The following is a 17,020-nucleotide window of genomic DNA, read 5'->3' as shown; positions in this document are numbered from 1 at the left end:
CGACACGGTTGTGCGCCTCCCCGCAAGGGGGAGGCGCACAGCCGTTCCCGGGGGCCGCGTGCGTAGACTCGGGAGACGTCCACTCCCTCTCATCGACCCCGGAAGGCGGCGCGAATGGCTGTTCTCGAGACCATCGGCGGACCGCGCGACCTCGATCGCCTGACCCGCACCGAGCTCGAGGCCCTGGCGCAGGAGATCCGGGACTTCCTGGTGCGCGAGGTCTCGAAGACCGGCGGGCACCTCGGTCCGAACCTCGGGGTCGTCGAGACCACGATCGCGATCCACCGCGTCTTCGATTCGCCGCGCGACGCGATCATCTTCGACACGGGGCACCAGTCGTACGTCCACAAACTGCTGACCGGACGGCAGGACTTCTCGGGCCTGCGTCAGCGCGGCGGCCTCGCCGGCTACCCGCAGCGCTCGGAGTCGCCGCACGACATCGTCGAGAGCTCGCACGCCTCGAGCTCGCTCTCGTGGGCCGACGGCATCTCACGCGCCTTCACGATGACAGGTCAGACCGATCGCCACGTCGTCGCCGTTGTGGGCGACGGCGCCCTCACCGGCGGTATGACCTGGGAGGCGCTGAACAACATCAGCGACGACAACGCGCGCGGTCTCGTCATCGTCGTCAACGACAACGGCCGCTCGTACGCGCCGACGATCGGCGGCATGGCGCGCTTCCTCAACGGAGTGCGGACGAAGCGCAGCTACCGCACCCTGCACCGGGGCTCGCGAGCCGTGTCGGAGCGCCTGGGCAGCCCTGCCGCGGCCGTCTACCGCGGCGTGCGCGGGGGCCTCCACGGCTTCCTCAGCCGATTCATCAACAACGAGGCGCTGTACTCCAACCTCGACATCAAGTACCTCGGCCCGATCGACGGGCACGACGTGACCGCGATGGAGGAGGCGCTGCAGCAGGCCAAGGACTACGGCCAGCCCGTCATCGTCCACGCGATCACCCAGAAGGGCAAGGGGTTCGGCCCGGCGGTCAAGGACCTCGCCGACCAGTTCCACGCGGTCGGCCAGATCGACCCCGAGACCGGCGAGCCTCTCGCGGCTCCGGGAGCCCAGTCGTGGACCTCGGTGTTCGCCGACGAGATCGTCGCCCTCGCCGACGAGGACGCGACGATCGTCGGCATCACCGCCGCGATGCTCCGGCCGGTCGGGCTGCACAAGATGGCCGAGAAGCACCCGGACCGCGTCTTCGACGTCGGCATCGCGGAGCAGCACGCGGTCACCTCCGCGGCGGGGCTCGCCTTCGGCGGTCTCCACCCCGTCGTCGCCCTCTACGCGACCTTCGTCAACCGCGCCTTCGACCAGGTGCTGATGGATGTGGCGCTGCACCGCGCCGGAGTGACGTTCGTGCTCGACCGCGCCGGGGTGACGGGGCCGGACGGTCCGAGCCATCACGGCATGTGGGATCTCGCGATCCTGCAGGTCGTGCCGAACATCCGGCTGTCGGCGCCGCGCGATTCCGTCCGCCTCCGCGAGGAGCTGCGCGAGGCTGTCGGCGTCACCGATGCCCCGACCGTCGTGCGCTTCTCGAAGGGCAACGTCGGCGAGGAGATCGAGGCCCTCGAGCGCCTCTCCGACGGCGTCGACGTGCTCTCGCGCGCCGAGCGCCAGGACGTGCTGGTCGTCACCGTCGGCCCCATGGCGACGATGGGTCTGGACGTCGCGCGCCGCCTCGCGGCGCAGGGCATCGGCGCCACGGTCGTCGACCCGCGCTGGGTCGTCCCCGTGCCCGCCAGCATCATCGAGCTCGCCCGCGACCACCGGCTCGTCATCTCGATCGAGGACGGCGTCCGCGTGGGCGGCATCGGCACCCGCATCCGCCAGGACCTGCGGGAGGCCGGTGTCGACACCGCGGTGACCGAGCTCGGCCTGCCGGATCAGTTCCTCGACCATGCGAAGCGCGAGGAGATCCTGGAGGACGTGGGGCTCACCCCGCAGCACATCGCGCGCGACGTCGTGGCCCAGGTCCTCGGCAGCAAGATCCCCGTGGCGCGCCCGCTGCCCGAAGAGGCCGAGGCGCACGACGAGGCCCGCACCGATTGACGAGGCCTGTCGCAGGACCGATCAGAACCGGTAGACGAGCTCGATCGCTCCGCCCGAGAACGGTGTGGTGCCGACGAGCTCGAACGGCTCGGTGCGGCGCATCGGCAGCAGCGGCCGACCGCTCCCGAGCAGGACGGGCATGATCGTGACCAGGATCTCGTCCAGCGCTCCGATCTCGGCGAGGCCGGCTGCGACGCCGCCTCCGCCGACGACCCAGACGTCGCGACCGCCGGCGGAGTCGCGGATCGCGGGGAGCAGCTCGGCGAGGTCACCGGACGCGAAGCGCACCTCGCCGCCCTCGGGCTGCGGTCGGTCGGCGGAGGTCAGCACCCAGGCGGGGAGCTCGTACGGCCAGGCGCCCTCGCGACGGACGAACTCGTAGGTCGTCGAGCCCATCACCACCGCGCCGACCGTCTCGAGGAACCGGTCGTAGTGCTCCTGGAAGGCCTCGAAGCCGAACTGGAGGAGCCAGTCGAGGCCGTCGTCGGAGTCGGCGATGAAGCCGTCGAGGGAGGAGGCGACGTAATAGACGATGCGGGTCATGCGGGGAGGCTAGACCGGACGTCCGACACGGGACGACGTCTCGGGTCCGGTGCGGGCCGCAGGACCTCAGCCGGACAGGAACGGAGGCGGCTCACGGGAACCGGCGGCTCCTGCGAGCCGAACCGATTCCCGTGAGCCGGAGGTCGTTCTGCCCGCCGCCAGCGCGACCGTCAGTCGACTCCGCGGATCACCGGGTGGTGGAAGGTGTCGCCGAAGGCCCGCTCGCTCGCGCCCACCCGATCGAGGTAGGGCGTCAGTCCGCCCATCTGGAACGGGTAGCCGGCGCCCAGGATCAGGCAGAGATCGATGTCCTCGGCGGCGTGGACGACATCGTCGTCGAGCATCCGCTTCACCTCGTCGGCGAGGCCCGTCTCGACCCGCAGACGCAGCTCCTCGGCGGTCATCGGGTCCGTCCCTCCTGCGACGATCGCCACCGCGCGCTTGTCGACGCCCTTCACCCGGCCCTTCGAGTCGCGCTCGAAGACGTGGCCGAGCTCGGCCAGGCGGTGCAGGTTCTCGCTGTCGAAGAAGCGGTCGGGGAACGCGGCGTGGTGCGTGTCGAGCACGTGCGCCCCGACCTTCAGCCCGACGAGCTCGAGCAGCTCGAACGGAGTCATCGGCAGCCCGAACGGAGCGAGCGACTGCTCGACCACCTCGAACGGCGTGCCGGTGTCGACGGCGTGCATCGCCTCTCCGAGGACCTTCGCGAGGACGCGGTTCACGACGAAGCCCGGGGTGTCACGCGTGATGACGGCGTTCTTCTTGAGCTTCGCCGCCGTCACCATCGCGGTCGACAGCGTCTCCTCGTCGGTGAGAGGAGTCCGGACGACCTCGACGAGCGGCATGACCGCGACCGGGTTGAAGAAGTGGAAGCCGACGAGCCGCTCGGGGTGCTCGAGACGCTCGCCGATCCGCTCGACCGACAACGACGAGGTGTTGGTCGCCAGGACGGCGGTGGGGGAGACGTACCGCTCGATGTCGGCGAAGACGTCCTGCTTCACCGACAGCTCCTCGAAGACGGCCTCGATCACCCAGTCGGCGTCGGCGAAATCGGCGCGATCGGTCGTGCCGGTGATGAGACTCCGGAGCCGGTTCGCCTCGTCGGGGGAGACCCGGCCCTTCGCGAGCAGAGCGTCGATCTCGCCGACGATGCCCGCCACTCCGCGGTCGACCCGCTCCTGGTCGAGGTCGGTGATGACGACGGGCACCTGCAGCCGTCGGACGAAGAGGAGGGCGAACTGCGTGGCCATCAGCCCCGCGCCGACGACGCCGACCTTCGTGACCGGCTTCGCGAGCGCCTTGTCGGGAGCACCGGCAGGACGCTTGGCGCGCTTCTGCACGAGGTCGAAGGCGTAGATGCTCGCGCGGAACTGGTCTCCCGAGATCAGATCGGCGAGGGCCTCGTTCTCGGCGGCGAACCCCTCCTCGCGCGTCGCGCTCTTCGCGCCCTTGAGGAGCTCGAGCGCTCGGTACGGCGAGGCCGCGACGGTCCCGATGCGCGACTCGAGCTGCTTCCGGGCGATGCCGACGGCGACGTCCCACTTCACCATCCGCTCGAGTCGCCCGGGAGCGTTCGGGCGCGAGACGACGACCGTGCCGCCGAGCACGCCGTCGGCCCAGCGCAGCGAGTCCTCGAGGAACGAGGCGGACGGGAAGAGCGCGTCCGCGATGCCCAAGTCGAGGACCTCGCGGGCCTTGAGCGTCCGATTGTTCTTGAGCGGGTTCTCGACCACGACCTTGAGTGCGTTCTCGATGCCGATCAGGTTCGGCAGGAGCCAGCTGCCGCCCCAGCCCGGGATGATGCCGAGGAACACCTCGGGCAGCCCGAGAGCCGGGATGGAGGCGTCGACGGTGCGGTAGTCGGCGTTGAGCGCGATCTCGGTGCCGCCGCCGAGCGCCAGTCCGTTGATGAACACGAAGGACGGGACGCCGAGCTCCGAGAGCATGCCGAGCGTGCGATGGCCGAGCCGCGCCAGCTGGCGGCCGATCTCGCGGCTCGGGATGCTCCCGACCTTGCTCAGGTCGGCGCCCGCGGCGAGGATGAACGGCTTGCCCGTCACCGCGACGCCCTGGATCGCGCCGGCGGCCGCCCGCTCCTTCTGCGCGATCAGCACGTCGGCGAGCTCGAAGAGCGATGCCGGACCGAACGTGTTCGGCCGCGTGTGATCGCGGTCGTTGTCGAGGGTGATGAGCGCGAGCACGCGGCCGCCTGCCAGCGTCACGTCGCGGACGTAGGAGTGGGTGACGACCTCTCCGTCGGAGAGTTCGGCGAGGTCCTCGAAACCGTCGAGCATGATCAGCGTCCCTTCCGTCGTGCGCGCTTGCCGTCGAAGTGCGGGTTCTCCCACACGACGCTCCCGCCCTGCCCCAGGCCCACGCACATGGCGGTGAGGCCGTAGCGCACCTCCGGATGCGCCTCGAACTGCCGGGCGAGCTGGATCATCAGCCGCACCCCCGAGGAGGCCAGGGGATGACCGACGGCGATAGCTCCGCCGTACTCGTTCACGCGCGGATCGTCGTCGTCGATGCCGAAGTGGTCGAGGAAAGACAGCACCTGCACGGCGAAGGCCTCGTTCAGCTCGAAGAGGCCGATGTCCTCGATGGTCAGGCCCGCCTTGCGCAGCGCCTTCTCGGTGCTCGGGACCGGTCCGATCCCCATGATCTCGGGCTCGACTCCGGCGAAGGCGAAGCTGACGAGACGCATCTTCGTCGACAGGCCGAGCTCCTTCGCGGCGTCGGCGCTCGCGAGGAGGGAGACGGTCGCGCCGTCGTTGAGCCCGGAGGAGTTGCCGGCGGTCACCCGCCCGTGCGGGCGGAACGGCGTCCGCAGTCCGGCGAGCCCCTCGAGCGTGGTCTCGGGGCGCGGAGCCTCGTCGGCGGTGGCGAGTCCCCATCCCGCGGCGCTGCGGGTCGCGACGGGGATCAGGTCGGGCTGGATGTCACCGGCGGCGTAGGCCGCGGCGAGCTTCTGCTGACTGCGCAGCGCGTAGCGGTCGGAGCGCTCCTTGGTGAGCTGGGGGAAGCGGTCGTGGATCCGCTCGGCCGTCTTGCCCATGTTCAGCGCCTCGTCGCCCACGAGCCGCTCCGAGAGGAAGCGCGGGTTCGGATCGGCGTTGAAGCCCATGGGGTGGCGCCCCATGTGCTCGACGCCTCCGGCGAGCACGACGTCGTAGGCGCCGAAGGCGATGCCCCCGGCCGTCGTCGTCACGGAGGTCATCGCACCTGCGCACATCCGGTCGATTGCGAAGCCGGGGACGGTGCGGGGGAGCCCCGCGAGGAGTGCAGTGGTGCGCCCCAGGGTGAGGCCCTGATCGCCCTGCTGCGTCGTCGCCGCGATCGCGACCTCGTCGACGCGGTCCTTCGGCAGCGACGGGTTCCGCTCCAGCAGGCCGATCATGGCCTTCACGACCAGGTCGTCTGCCCGCGTCTGCCAGTACACGCCCTTCTCGCCCGCACGTCCGAACGGAGTACGCACTCCATCGACGAACACGACTTCGGATCTCTCGGCCACAATGCCTCCCTGGAACTCACGGTCGCCCCGATCGTAGGAAGAGCACGGTCGCAGCCGGAATCCTTTGCCGCTTCCTACGAAGCGTTTTCCGTGCTGTCCTCGGCCGCTTGGGCGGCTTCCACAAACGCGGTCACCAGCGGACCGGAGGTCGCGTCGACCTGCCAGGCGCGAGCTCCGCCGCGGCGGAGCTCGGCGGCGACGGTCTCGGGAGTGAGCGGCTCCGGCGGGTTCCAGGCGAGGCGGCGCAGCAGCTCCGGGGTGAGCAGGTTCTCGACGGGGAGCGAGAGCAGCTCCGCGATCTCGATGACCACCGCGCGCGCCGACTTGAGCCGCAGATCCGCGGGCGGATTGCGGTCGCCCCAGGCCCGCGGCGGAGGGAGCGTCTCGACGGCGGGCCGCGTCGCCGAGGGGAGGTCCTCGGTCGTCATGCCGCGCTGGATGGCCGTCCACCAGCGGTCGACCTCGCCGCGGCTCGCGCGCCCGGTGAAGTCGCGGCGACCCGAGAGCTGGCCGAGGCTGGTGGGGATGTTGCGGGACACGGCGACGATCGAGGAGTCGGGGATGAGCCGGCCCGGGGCGATGTCGCGCTCGCGCGCGAACGCGTCGCGGGCCAGCCAGAGCTCGCGCGCGACGGCGAGGGCGCGCAGACCGCGGAGGGAGTGCATGCCCGAGAGCCTGCGCCACGGATCCGGGAGCGCCGCCTTGGGCTGGCGAGCGAGCGTCGCCTCGAACTCCTCGCGCGCGATCCTGGTCTTCCGCGCCTCGATGAGCATCTCCTCCATCCGGTCGCGCAGGTCGACGAGGAGCTCGACGTCCTTCGCGGCGTAGACGAGCCAGCTCTGCGGGAGGGGGCGGGTCGACCAGTCGGCCGCGGAGTGCTCCTTGGCCAGGTGGATGCCGAGGAGATCCTCCACCACCGCGCCGAGGCCCACCTTCGGGAGCCCGAGCAGGCGCGCGGCGAGCTCGGTGTCGAAGATGCGGGTCGGGTCGAGTCCGACCTCGCGCAGGCAGGCGAGATCCTGGCTGGCCGCGTGCAGCACCCACTCCTCGTCGCCGATGACGTCCTGCAGGGCGTCCATCCGCCCGATCGCCGGAGGATCGAAGAGGAACGCTCCCGCACCGCGTCGGTAGACCTGGATCAGGTACGCGCGCTGGGAGTAGGTGAAGCCGGACGCGCGCTCCGCGTCGACCGCGACCGGCCCCTCGCCCGCGGCGAGGGCGTCGACGGCGGCGAGGAACTCGTCGGGAGTGGAGAGGACACGGTAATCAGTCACGGTTGTTCCGTCGGAAGGCGAGTGAGGTCACACCGTCGCTCGATACGGGCGGGAGACCCGCGAGCATGCACAACAGCTCCCCCCAGCCTTCCACGTGTGCGGCGAGCTGCGCATCATCGGGGCTCCAGGAGGCGCGGATCTCGATCTGCGCTCCGTCTCCCTGGGCGGCGAGCTCGCCGAATCCGGTGGAGAGGACCTTCGTCGCCGTGCCCGAGGCGGCGTGGTAGGCGGCTCCGCGGGCGTCGAGGGCGTCGATGAGCCACGACCACGCGACCTCGGCCAGGAAGGGGTCGGTGCCGATCTCGACCTCGAGCGGCGCCTGGGCGAAGCAGACGACGCGGAAGGCGCCGCCCCACTGCTCGGGCTCCTCGGGGTCGTGCAGCAGGATGAAGCGGCCCGTCCCCAGCTCGGAGTCGCGTCCGTGCGCGTGCGGCGACACGTCGCCCGAGAGCGCCAGTGCGTACGGCGCGAGCCCGGTGGGGGACGGGATCTCGGACACGGTGAGCTCGGAACGGGTCGAGACCGCGCGGATCGCCTCCGTCGCGGCCCGGAACTCCTCCGGAGGCTGAGACGGCGCTGGGAAGTCGGGCACATTCCGAAGACTAGAGTTCCGGCATGCCCGATGCCCGCAGGCACGCCGCGGAGGGCGGTCGGCGCACCGGCGCCCTCCTCCTCGCCCTCCTCGCCCTCCCCGCTCTCGCCTCCGCCGTCGCGCTCGGCACCTCCGCCCTCGTCACCGCCTTCGTGCGCGGAGTGGTCATCCCGCCCTCGCGACGGAGCGAGGACGCCCGCGTGCTCGACGTGCGTCCCGCCGCCCGCGAGATCGTCCTCGCCGCCGACGCCGACACGACCGTGCACGGCGGCTTCAGCCTCTGGTTCGACGGCGGCCGCGGTCATGCGCGCATCGGTCGCGTGCTCGCGACGGGGCAGGGGCGCGTGGTGCGGGAGCTCGGCACCGTGGACCGGGGGACCCTGCGGCCGGGGGCTCGGGGCCGCATCAACGGCTGGCTGCTCCTCTCCCCCCGGGAGACGGGGCTGCCCTTCAGCTCCGAGCAGGTGCCGACGCAGTACGGGCCCGCACCAGCCTGGCTCTTCCCGGCGGGTGACGGCGGCACGTGGGCGATCCACGTGCACGGCCGGGCGACGCACCGCGAGGAGACCCTGCGCGGTGTGGCCGTGTTCCATCGGGCCGGGCTGAGCTCGCTGGTCGTCTCGTACCGCAACGACGGCGACGCTCCGGCGAGTCCGGACGGCCGCTACGGGCTGGGCGACACGGAGTGGCGGGACGTCGACGCGGCGATCCGCTTCGCGCACCGGCGCGGTGCCCGCTCCGTCGTGCTGATCGGCTGGTCGATGGGCGGGGCGATCTCGCTGCAGACCGCGCTGCGCTCCTCCCTGCGCCACCTGATCGCCGGGGTGGTCCTGGACTCGCCCGTGATCGACTGGCGCGAGACGCTGCGCGGTCAGGCGCGGCTCCGGCGACTCCCTCCCGTGATCGCCGCTCTGGCGCTGACCGCGATGCAGCTCCGGTGGTCGACGGCCGTCACGGGGCAGAGCGAGCTGATACCGCTCCAGGACCTGGACCTCGTGGCGCGTGCCGCTGAACTCACGACTCCGGTGCTGCTGCTGCACAGCGTCGACGACGACTTCGTGCCGAGCGCACCCTCCGAGGCACTCGCCGCCGCGCGGCCCGACCTCGTCGAGCTCGTGCTGGTGCACGGCGCCCGGCACACCCGGATCTGGAACGACGATCCCTCGCGCTGGGAGCAGGCCGTCGTGCAGTGGCTCGACCGGCGGGGGATCAGCGGATCCGCGTCCAGCGCGCGTACGTGAATCCGGCGTCGTCGACCGCGAGCCGCTCGAGCGCGTAGCTCTCGTCGACCGCCGCATCCGTCGTCGCGACGGGAAGCCCGGGGAGGACGACGCGCGGAGCGGTCGTCAGGCAGATCTCGTCGACGAGCCCGGCCGCCAGGAACTGACCCGACAGGGAGGCTCCTCCCTCGCAGACGACGCGTTCGAGCCCGAGGGCGGCGAGGGCGGCGAGCATCTCCGCCGGGCTCATCCGACCGTCGACGGCGGGGACGCGCACCACCTCGACCCCGGGCGGCAGGGGCCCGGTGGCGGCGAGCGACTCCGGGACGAGCAGCAGGACGCGGGCGCCGTCCTGCAGACGCAGCCGGTGGCCGGCGAGGTCGCCGCGCGACGAGATGACGGCCAGCGGGACGCGCCGGGGGACCCGGTAGCCCTCGGCCCGCACGCTCGCGGCGCCCACGAGGACCACCTGCGCCTGCGCCCGGATCACACCGAGGATCGTGCGGTCGACGCGGTTGGTGAGGGTCTCGCTCGTGCCGTCCGAGCCGATGCTCGACCCGTTGACGCTCGCGATCATGTTGAGGCGGACGCGGACCGCGTCCGACGGCCGGTAGGCGTCCTCGATCGCGGCCCTCGCGCCGTCGTCCTCCAGCCGCACCGCGGGTCCGCCGGGGACGAGCGGCTGCAGGATCACGCGGCCGCGTGCGCGCGGATCTGGCGCTTCGTGCGGCCGAGCAGCGCGCTCATCCCTCGCAGACGTAGCGGCGAGACCGCCTCCGAGAGTCCGATCGTCTGAGGGAAGTCGTCGGGCACGGCGAGGACCTGCTCCGGGGTCAGCCCGTCGAGGCCCTGCGCGAGGATCGAGGCGAAGCCGCGGGTCGTCGGCGCCTCGCGCGGTGCGGTCGCGTGCAGGTGGATCACGTCGCCCGCGAACTCGACGACGATGAAGACGGGGGACTGGCACTCCTCGACCCGCTCGAACAGGTCGGGGTGGTCGCGGTAGCGCTCGGGCAGCTCGGGCAGCTCGTTCGAGAACTCGAGGAGGAGCTGGAGCCGCTCCGGCTTCTCGAGGGCGAGGAACTCGTCGCGGATCTCGCGGAGGGCGTCGGGCAGCAGGTCGTCGGTCGGCACCGTGTCGGAAGTCATCGTGTCGATTCTCTCACCGCGTGAGGCCCCGACCGCGGAACGGTCGGGGCCTCACGGACGGTCAGCGGGCGGCCGGGGCCTCGCCGGGCTCGGAGCCCTTGACGATCGGGACGCGCACGGCGCTGCCCCACTCGGTCCACGAGCCGTCGTAGTTGCGCACGCCCTCGAAGCCGAGGAGGTGGGTGAGGACGAACCACGTGTGCGAGGAGCGCTCGCCGATGCGGCAGTATGCGATGACGGTGTCGCCCTCGGCGAGGCCCGCACCGTCGCGGTAGATGCCGTTCAGCTCCTCCAGCGGACGGAAGGTGCCGTCCTCGGCGGCCGACTTGCCCCACGGCACGTTCTTCGCGCTCGGGATGTGGCCGGCGCGCAGCGTCCCCTCCTCCGGGTAGGCGGGTGCCGTGGTGCGCTCGCCCGAGAACTCCTCGGCCGAGCGGACGTCGATCAGCGGGTTGCCGAAGTGCGCGAGCACGTCCTCCTTGAAGGCGCGGATGTCGCCGTCCCGGCGCTCGACGACGGGGTACTCGACCGCCTCCGGCGTCGAGGCGTCGGTGGTCAGGGGGCGGCCGTCGGCGATCCACTTGTCGCGGCCGCCGTCGAGCAGGCGGACGTCCTCGTGACCGAAGAGCGTGAAGACCCACAGGGCGTAGGCCGCCCACCAGTTGTTCTTGTCGCCGTAGATGACGACCGTGGTGTCGCGGGCGATGCCCTTCGCGCCGACCAGGGCCGCGAAGGCCGCTCCGTCGATGTAGTCGCGCTCGACCGGGTCGTTGAGATCGGTGTGCCAGTCGACCTTCACGGAGCCGGGGATGTGCCCGGTCTCGTAGAGGAGGACGTCCTCGTCGGACTCGACGACGACGAGGCCGGGGGTGCCCAGCCGTTGCTCCAGCCACTCACCGCTGACGAGTCGTTCGGGGTGCGCGTAGGCGGCGAACTTCGGCGACGGATCGAGTTCAACGGACAAGGAGGACCTCCAGGGTGGTGCGCGGAGCGCGGGCGTGAATCCAGGAGCGGGCTACGCTGGAGCCCGCCCCTCAGCGACAGTACGCGCCCCCGAGCGCGGGTGCACGGAAGGGGCCGTAAGAGTTCGACACAGAGCCGTCCGGGTCCTCCACGGAGTCCCGCGGCCCGTGCCGCACGGTTCGATGCAGAGTCAGACAGAGCGGCCGGAACCGTCCGGACGCACGATGCGAGGTGCGCGTGATCCCCGACGACGTCCGTTCGACGAGCAGCCTCACGACTCGCTCGCCCCAGATCAGCGGGCACGAGATCGCGTCGACCCTCGTGCCGCCGCGCCAGTTCGAGGGCGCGACCTTCGAGAGCTACCGCCCCGACCCGGAGTACCCGTCCCAGGCGGAGGCGGTCGAGGCGCTGCGCGCGTTCGCCGCCGGCGGCGGCTCCCGCGGGGGCGGCGGCGGGTTCTTCGGCTTCGGCCGGAAGAAGGCCCCGGAGGTGAAGCCGGGCGTGTACCTCGACGGAGGGTTCGGCGTCGGCAAGACGCACCTCCTCGCCGCGATCTGGCACGCGGTGCCGGGCCGCACCTACTTCGGCACGTTCATCGAGTACACCGCCCTCGTCGGCGCGCTCGGGTACGCGGCGACGGTGTCGCTCCTGAAGGGCTCCGCCCTCCTCTGCATCGACGAGTTCGAGCTCGACGACCCGGGTGACACGATGCTGATGACCCGCCTGCTGGGCGAGCTCGTCGCCTCCGGCACCCGGATCGCGGCGACCTCGAACACCCCGCCGAACGCACTCGGCGAGGGCCGGTTCGCGGCCGCCGACTTCCTCCGCGAGATCCACGCGATGGCGGAGCACTTCCAGACGATGCGGATCGACGGCACGGACTACCGCCGTCGCGACATCGAGGGCCACGCTGTCACCCGGACCGACGCCGAGATCGCCGAGGCCCTCGCGCAGGCGCCGACCGACGCCGTCGTCACCGACGACTCCTTCCGCGCGGCCGTGGACCATCTCGGCTCCGTGCACCCCTCGCGCTACATCAAGGTGATCGACGGAGTGGATGCGATCGTGCTGCGCGACGTCGTGGCGCTGACCGACCAGACCGACGCGCTACGCCTCGTCGCGTTCATCGACCGCGTCTACGACGCGCAGATCCCGGTGCTCGCCTCGGGCGTGCCGCTCGACGAGGTCTTCGGGGGCGACATGCTCAGCGGCGGCTACCTCAAGAAGTACCTCCGCTCGATGTCCCGGCTCATCGCGCTGACGAGCATGGCGGCGTTCGCGGCGCCGTCTTCGTAGGATCCGAGCCCCATCGGAGGGTCCGAGTCGTTCCGCAGAGCGCTCCGGCAGGTCCGTGTAACGCGTTGTTCACACGAATCGCTTCCCTGTAACGCGCCCGAAACGCGGCGCCCCTCGGAACGAAACGTCGCACAGCCAGACTGTCCGCGTACTCAAGCGACTCGACTCCGCTGACGCCCAGGCGTTCTCCGGGTCGCTCCTGCGCACCCGAAGAAAGGTTTCAGAATGGATCAAGGCAACACCGCCTTCCTTCTCATCGCCGCGGCACTCGTGCTGCTGATGACGCCGGGACTGGCGTTCTTCTACGGCGGTCTCGTCCGGGCGAAGAGCGTCATCAGCATGATGATGCTCAGCTTCGGAGCGATGGGGCTGATCGGAGTCCTCTGGGTCCTCTACGGCTACGCCATCGCGTTCGGCAACGGCCCCGCGGGCCCCGCCGGCACCGACACCTTCTTCGGGATCGACGGCTTCCTCGGCATCGACGTCGCGCAGATCGGCCTGCAGGGCCTCTACAACGACGCGCTCGGCGAGCAGACCGCGGCCTACCCGACGATCGCGTTCGCGGCGTTCCAGGCCACGTTCGCCATCATCACGGTCGCGCTCATCTCGGGTGCGATCGCCGACCGCGCAAAGTTCGGCGCCTGGATGGTCTTCGCCGGCGTCTGGGCGACCCTGGTGTACTTCCCGGTCGCCTCCTGGGTCTTCAACTTCACCCTCGGTGACGAGGGCGTCGTGGACGGCGGCTGGATCGCCTACAACGTCGGAGCGATCGACTTCGCCGGTGGCACCGCGGTGCACATCAACGCCGGTGCGGCGGCCCTGGCCCTCGCCCTGGTCCTGGGCAAGCGCGTCAACTTCACCAAGGGCGCGCACCAGCCGCACAACCCGCCGTTCGTGCTGCTCGGCGCGGGTCTCCTCTGGTTCGGCTGGTTCGGCTTCAACGCCGGCTCCGAGCTGGCCGCCGACGGCATCGCCGCGATCGCGTTCCTGAACACCATCGCCGCTCCGGCCGCCGCGATCCTCGGCTGGCTCGTCGTCGAGAAGATCAAGGACGGCAAGCCCACCTCGATCGGCGCCGCCTCCGGTGCCGTCGCGGGTCTCGTCGCGATCACCCCCGCGTGCGCCAGCCTGTCGCCGTTCTGGGCGATCGTCCTGGGCATCATCACCGGAGCCGTCTGCGCCCTGGCGATCGACCTGAAGTACCGCCTCGGCTACGACGACTCGCTCGACGTGGTCGGCGTCCACCTTGTCGGCGGTCTCATCGGAACGCTCTACATCGGCTTCTTCGGCACCGACGTCGGACTGTTCCTCGGCGGCGGAGCCGCTCAGCTCGGCGCGCAGGCCCTCGCGGCGTTCACGGTCCTCGCCTACTCCTTCCTGATGACCCTCCTGATCGGCTTCGTGATCCAGAAGACCATCGGGTTCCGCGTCAAGAACGAGGACGAGGTCGCCGGCATCGACACCGCGATCCACGGCGAGGCGGGCTACGTCCTCGCGGACTGACCCCTCCCACCCGCACCGCACCGCACGGGGTGCCGCTCTTCCGAGAGCGGCACCCCGTCGCTGTTCCCGCGCCGCGCCGGGGATCCGGGCTAGGGTTCCCGGGTGCCCTCCTCGCGCTCGGTCGTGTCCCTGCTCCTCCGACTCCTCGGCCGCACCGTCGCGCCGCGGGCCGACGCGCAGCCGCCGGCGCAGCGTCCGTTCCTGACGCCGACGGCGTCGACTCCGGGAGCGAGCGGAGTCGGCCGGACGGTCGAGATCGACCCGGCCCGCCTGCGCGGAGTGCATGCCGGCTACGCGCCGACCGCCGACGGCGACCCCGACCCGGGGGAGATCGTCTGGACCTGGGTCCCCTACGAGGAGGACGACGGGCGTGGCAAGGACCGCCCGGTGCTCGTCCTCGCGGTCGAGAAGGCCGGGACCGTCCTCGCGGTGCGCCTGAGCTCGAAGCAGCACGACGGCTACCTGCCGGTCGGCACGGGGGACTGGGACGCCGAGGGGCGGCCGAGCTGGGTCGACCCGGAGCGGGTGTTCCGCATCCACCCCGCCGGCATGCGTCGCGAGGGCGCGGTGCTCGAGCGCTCGCGGTTCGACCCGATCGCGAAGGCCGTCTCGGCGCGCTACGGCTGGCGCTGACGGCGCCCGCCCGTTCCGGACAGGGCCACGGCGGCTCAGGCCAGAGGATCGATCGGCACGAAGTCCGGGAACTTCGCCGTGCGGCCGTCGCCGGAGGAGGTGCCGGTCAGGCGCCTGCGCACCCACGGGGCCACGTGCTCACGGTAGTACTGCGCGGATCCCTGCCGGGCGGCCGGCTCCGACGGGATGTCCCGCCAGGCGGCGGGCGGGGTCAGCCCGAGGGCCGAGAGGACCTTGGACGCGACGCGGTGGTGACCGCGCGTGCCCATGTGCAGCCGGTCCTCCGACCACATCTCGGGACGCTGGAAGGCGGAGTCGTTCCAGTTGTCGGCGACGACGATGTCGTCGCGTCCGCCGATGCGGTCCAGGACCGCGGTGGTGAGAGCGTCGCCACGGCGCTTGATCATGCGACCCAGCGGCAGTCGGGCGGAGGGGTCGGCGCCGGCCAGGGCGATCAGCACCACGCCCTCCTCGTCGCAGCGGCGGAGCACGTGCGCGTACGAATCGGCGATCCTGTCGATGTCGGCGCGGGGGCGGAGCATGTCGTTGCCGCCGCCGTTGAAGGACAGGTGGGTCGGCTTCAGCGCGAGGGCGGGCTCCAGCTGCTCCGCGACGATGGGCGCGATGAGCCGGCCCCGGATCGCGAGGTTGGCGTAGCCGATCCGCTCGCCGGTCGCCTCGGCCCAGCCCTGCGCGGCCAGGTCGGCCCAGCCGCGGGTGGTCCCGTCGGGCAGCTCGTCGCCGACGCCCTCGGTGAAGGAGTCGCCGATCGCGACGTAGCGGACGGCGGTCATCGGTGTACTCCCCGGCACTGCATCGTCCCACGGTAGCGGGCGGGACGGAGCCCGACCTCGGGGATGGACCGTCAGCCCTCCCAGCCGAGGAGCCAGGTGATGCCGTACCGGTCGCGGACCTGACCGTCGGTCGCTCCCCACGGCTTCGCCCCGAGCGGATCGACGACGGCGCCGCCCTCGGCGAGCCCCTCGAACCACCGCTCGAGCACCTCCGGTTCCGCGGCTCCGAGGAGCGCGAAGAGGACGCCCTCGAGGTGGAGCGACTCCTCGCCGGTCGCCGCGTCCGACGCGGCGAGCGCCACCGGGCCGGTGAGCACGCCGTGGGCGATCGCCTCGCCGGGGCCGTCGGTCCGGCCGAACTGCGCGAAGGTGTGCAGGGCGAGCTCGCCGCCGAAGACGTCGCGATAGAAGCCGAGGGCGGACCGGGCTGTGCCGGGGAACGCGAGGTAGGGCAGCGGCGCAGTCATGCGGGCCACCCTAGAGCGCCGTGCCCGTCCTCGGGAAGCGGCCCGGCACTCAGAAGCCGCGGCCGAAGACGTGGAGGTCGAGGTCGGCGCTCAGCCGATCGCTGACCCGGCGTCCGCGGACGCTGGTGCCGTCGCGGTCCAGGGGCGGGCTCACGACGGCCGCGCCCAGCCGACCGGGGACCGAGAGGACCAGTGCGCCCGACACGCTCGACTTCGCGGGGATCCCGACCGCGCGCATCCAGCGGCCGGAGCCGTCGTAGACCCCGCAGGTGGCCATCACCGAGAGCACGTCACGCGCGACCGAGGGAGGGACGACGCGCTCGCCCGTGACGGGGTTCACTCCGCCGAGGGCGAGAGTCGCGCCCATGACCGCGAGCGCGCGGGTGTCGACGAGAACGGCGCAGGCGCGCGCGTAGGCCGAGACCGCGTCGTCGGCTCCGACGTGCAGCGTGCCCTCGGCGCGCATGAGGTGCGCGAGGGCGTGGTTGCGATCCCCGAGCAGGTGCTCGTTGCGGGCGACGGAGCCGTCGATCTCCAGGGGGCGGCCGGCGAACGCCGACAGACCGCGGAGGATGCGCTCGCTCCGCTCGTCGGCGCCGTCGCCGTCGACGAGGGAGGCGGTGAGCAGCGCGCCCGCGTTCACCATCGGGTTCGGCGGCCGGCCCGTGCCGCTCTCGAGCTTGACGGCGTCGAACGCCTCGCCGGTCGGCTCGATGCCGACCCGCTCGAGAGCGTCACCGGCGGTGTCGAGCAGGGCCAGAGCGAACAGGAACGGCTTCACGGCCGACTGGATGCTGAAGGGCACGTCCGCCTCCTCGCTGGAACGCACGGAGCCGTCGGGCAGCACGAGGGCGAGGGCGAGCAGGTGCGGGTCGGCGGCGGCGAGCTCGGGGATGCTGTCGTCGACGGCGCCGACCTCGTCCCCGTCGTCGGCGAGGACCCGGCGGCGCAGCGCGTCGAGGTCGTAGGTGCGGGGATCGGCGGGGGAGCTCATCCGACCAGCGTGACACGCGCACCTCGACG

Annotated in this window: 16 protein-coding genes; 5 read left to right on the top strand and 11 right to left on the bottom strand. The window is 71.8% G+C overall.

Annotated features, from left to right (window positions below; genetic code table 11):
- Positions 1 to 114: 114 nt before the first annotated feature.
- A complete protein-coding gene (gene dxs, locus ASF48_RS12810; protein ID WP_055792255.1) occupies positions 115 to 2,055 on the top strand; it encodes a 1-deoxy-D-xylulose-5-phosphate synthase in 1,941 nt (646 codons plus the stop codon).
- A 21-nt stretch (positions 2,056 to 2,076) separates the two neighbouring features.
- Here the strand turns inward: dxs and ASF48_RS12805 are convergent, their stop codons facing one another.
- The 5 genes from ASF48_RS12805 to ASF48_RS12785 all read right to left on the bottom strand — a co-directional run bounded on the left by ASF48_RS12805 (position 2,077) and on the right by ASF48_RS12785 (position 7,975).
- The gene (locus ASF48_RS12805; protein ID WP_055792251.1) at positions 2,077 to 2,598 is read right to left on the bottom strand and encodes a dihydrofolate reductase family protein; all 522 of its coding nucleotides are present in this window, start codon (positions 2,596 to 2,598) and stop codon (positions 2,077 to 2,079) included.
- 170 nt (positions 2,599 to 2,768) lie between these two features.
- Complete coding sequence (locus ASF48_RS12800) at positions 2,769 to 4,892, bottom strand: 3-hydroxyacyl-CoA dehydrogenase NAD-binding domain-containing protein (RefSeq protein WP_055792248.1); 2,124 nt, start codon at positions 4,890 to 4,892, stop codon at positions 2,769 to 2,771.
- 2 nt (positions 4,893 to 4,894) lie between these two features.
- Positions 4,895 to 6,109, bottom strand: coding sequence for a thiolase family protein (locus ASF48_RS12795; RefSeq protein WP_055792244.1), 1,215 nt, complete (start codon positions 6,107 to 6,109; stop codon positions 4,895 to 4,897).
- A 74-nt stretch (positions 6,110 to 6,183) separates the two neighbouring features.
- On the bottom strand, positions 6,184 to 7,383 hold the full coding sequence (locus ASF48_RS12790) for a ribonuclease D (protein ID WP_055792241.1): 1,200 nt from the start codon (positions 7,381 to 7,383) through the stop codon (positions 6,184 to 6,186).
- Complete coding sequence (locus ASF48_RS12785) at positions 7,376 to 7,975, bottom strand: DUF3000 domain-containing protein (protein WP_055792238.1); 600 nt, start codon at positions 7,973 to 7,975, stop codon at positions 7,376 to 7,378. The genes ASF48_RS12790 and ASF48_RS12785 overlap by 8 nt, the downstream gene beginning before the upstream one ends.
- Before the next feature lie 23 nt (positions 7,976 to 7,998).
- On the opposite strand from ASF48_RS12785, the gene ASF48_RS12780 reads away from it, so the two are divergent.
- Positions 7,999 to 9,216, top strand: a complete 1,218-nt coding sequence (locus ASF48_RS12780; RefSeq protein WP_055792234.1) for an alpha/beta hydrolase — start codon at positions 7,999 to 8,001, stop codon at positions 9,214 to 9,216.
- On the opposite strand, the gene ASF48_RS12775 is transcribed toward ASF48_RS12780, so the two are convergent.
- From ASF48_RS12775 to ASF48_RS12765, 3 genes are all read right to left on the bottom strand, one after another.
- Positions 9,185 to 9,889, bottom strand: coding sequence for a dihydrofolate reductase family protein (locus ASF48_RS12775; RefSeq protein WP_055792231.1), 705 nt, complete (start codon positions 9,887 to 9,889; stop codon positions 9,185 to 9,187). The two genes, ASF48_RS12780 and ASF48_RS12775, sit on opposite strands and share 32 nt — an antisense overlap.
- A complete protein-coding gene (locus ASF48_RS12770; protein ID WP_055792228.1) occupies positions 9,886 to 10,341 on the bottom strand; it encodes a SufE family protein in 456 nt (151 codons plus the stop codon). The genes ASF48_RS12775 and ASF48_RS12770 overlap by 4 nt, the downstream gene beginning before the upstream one ends.
- 61 nt (positions 10,342 to 10,402) lie before the next feature.
- Complete coding sequence (locus tag ASF48_RS12765) at positions 10,403 to 11,305, bottom strand: sulfurtransferase (RefSeq protein WP_055792226.1); 903 nt, start codon at positions 11,303 to 11,305, stop codon at positions 10,403 to 10,405.
- 236 nt (positions 11,306 to 11,541) lie between these two features.
- Here ASF48_RS12765 and zapE point away from each other — a divergent pair, with 236 nt between their 5' ends.
- From zapE to ASF48_RS12750, 3 genes are all read left to right on the top strand, one after another.
- Complete coding sequence (zapE, locus tag ASF48_RS12760) at positions 11,542 to 12,600, top strand: cell division protein ZapE (protein ID WP_082481510.1); 1,059 nt, start codon at positions 11,542 to 11,544, stop codon at positions 12,598 to 12,600.
- Positions 12,601 to 12,825: 225 nt separating this feature from the next.
- The gene (locus tag ASF48_RS12755; protein ID WP_055792223.1) at positions 12,826 to 14,103 is read left to right on the top strand and encodes an ammonium transporter; all 1,278 of its coding nucleotides are present in this window, start codon (positions 12,826 to 12,828) and stop codon (positions 14,101 to 14,103) included.
- Between the two features lie 102 nt (positions 14,104 to 14,205).
- On the top strand, positions 14,206 to 14,736 hold the full coding sequence (locus ASF48_RS12750) for a type II toxin-antitoxin system PemK/MazF family toxin (RefSeq protein ID WP_055792218.1): 531 nt from the start codon (positions 14,206 to 14,208) through the stop codon (positions 14,734 to 14,736).
- 35 nt (positions 14,737 to 14,771) lie between these two features.
- Here ASF48_RS12750 and ASF48_RS12745 read toward each other — a convergent pair whose 3' ends face one another.
- The 3 genes from ASF48_RS12745 to glsA form a co-directional block, all read right to left on the bottom strand.
- Positions 14,772 to 15,530, bottom strand: coding sequence for an SGNH/GDSL hydrolase family protein (locus ASF48_RS12745; RefSeq protein WP_055792215.1), 759 nt, complete (start codon positions 15,528 to 15,530; stop codon positions 14,772 to 14,774).
- Positions 15,531 to 15,601: 71 nt separating this feature from the next.
- Positions 15,602 to 15,997: a VOC family protein gene (locus ASF48_RS12740; protein ID WP_055792213.1), complete on the bottom strand. Its 396-nt coding sequence runs from the start codon at positions 15,995 to 15,997 to the stop codon at positions 15,602 to 15,604.
- Between the two features lie 49 nt (positions 15,998 to 16,046).
- Positions 16,047 to 16,991 (bottom strand): glutaminase A, encoded by a 945-nt coding sequence (glsA, locus tag ASF48_RS12735; protein ID WP_055792210.1) that lies wholly within the window; start codon positions 16,989 to 16,991, stop codon positions 16,047 to 16,049.
- Between the last annotated feature and the right edge of the window lie 29 nt (positions 16,992 to 17,020).

This window comes from Rathayibacter sp. Leaf299, from assembly GCF_001423055.1.
Classification (GTDB): Bacteria; Actinomycetota; Actinomycetes; order Actinomycetales; family Microbacteriaceae; genus Rathayibacter; species Rathayibacter caricis.
The sequence above is the reverse complement of the archived record's forward strand: the minus strand, read 5'-3'. Positions and strand labels throughout refer to the sequence as shown.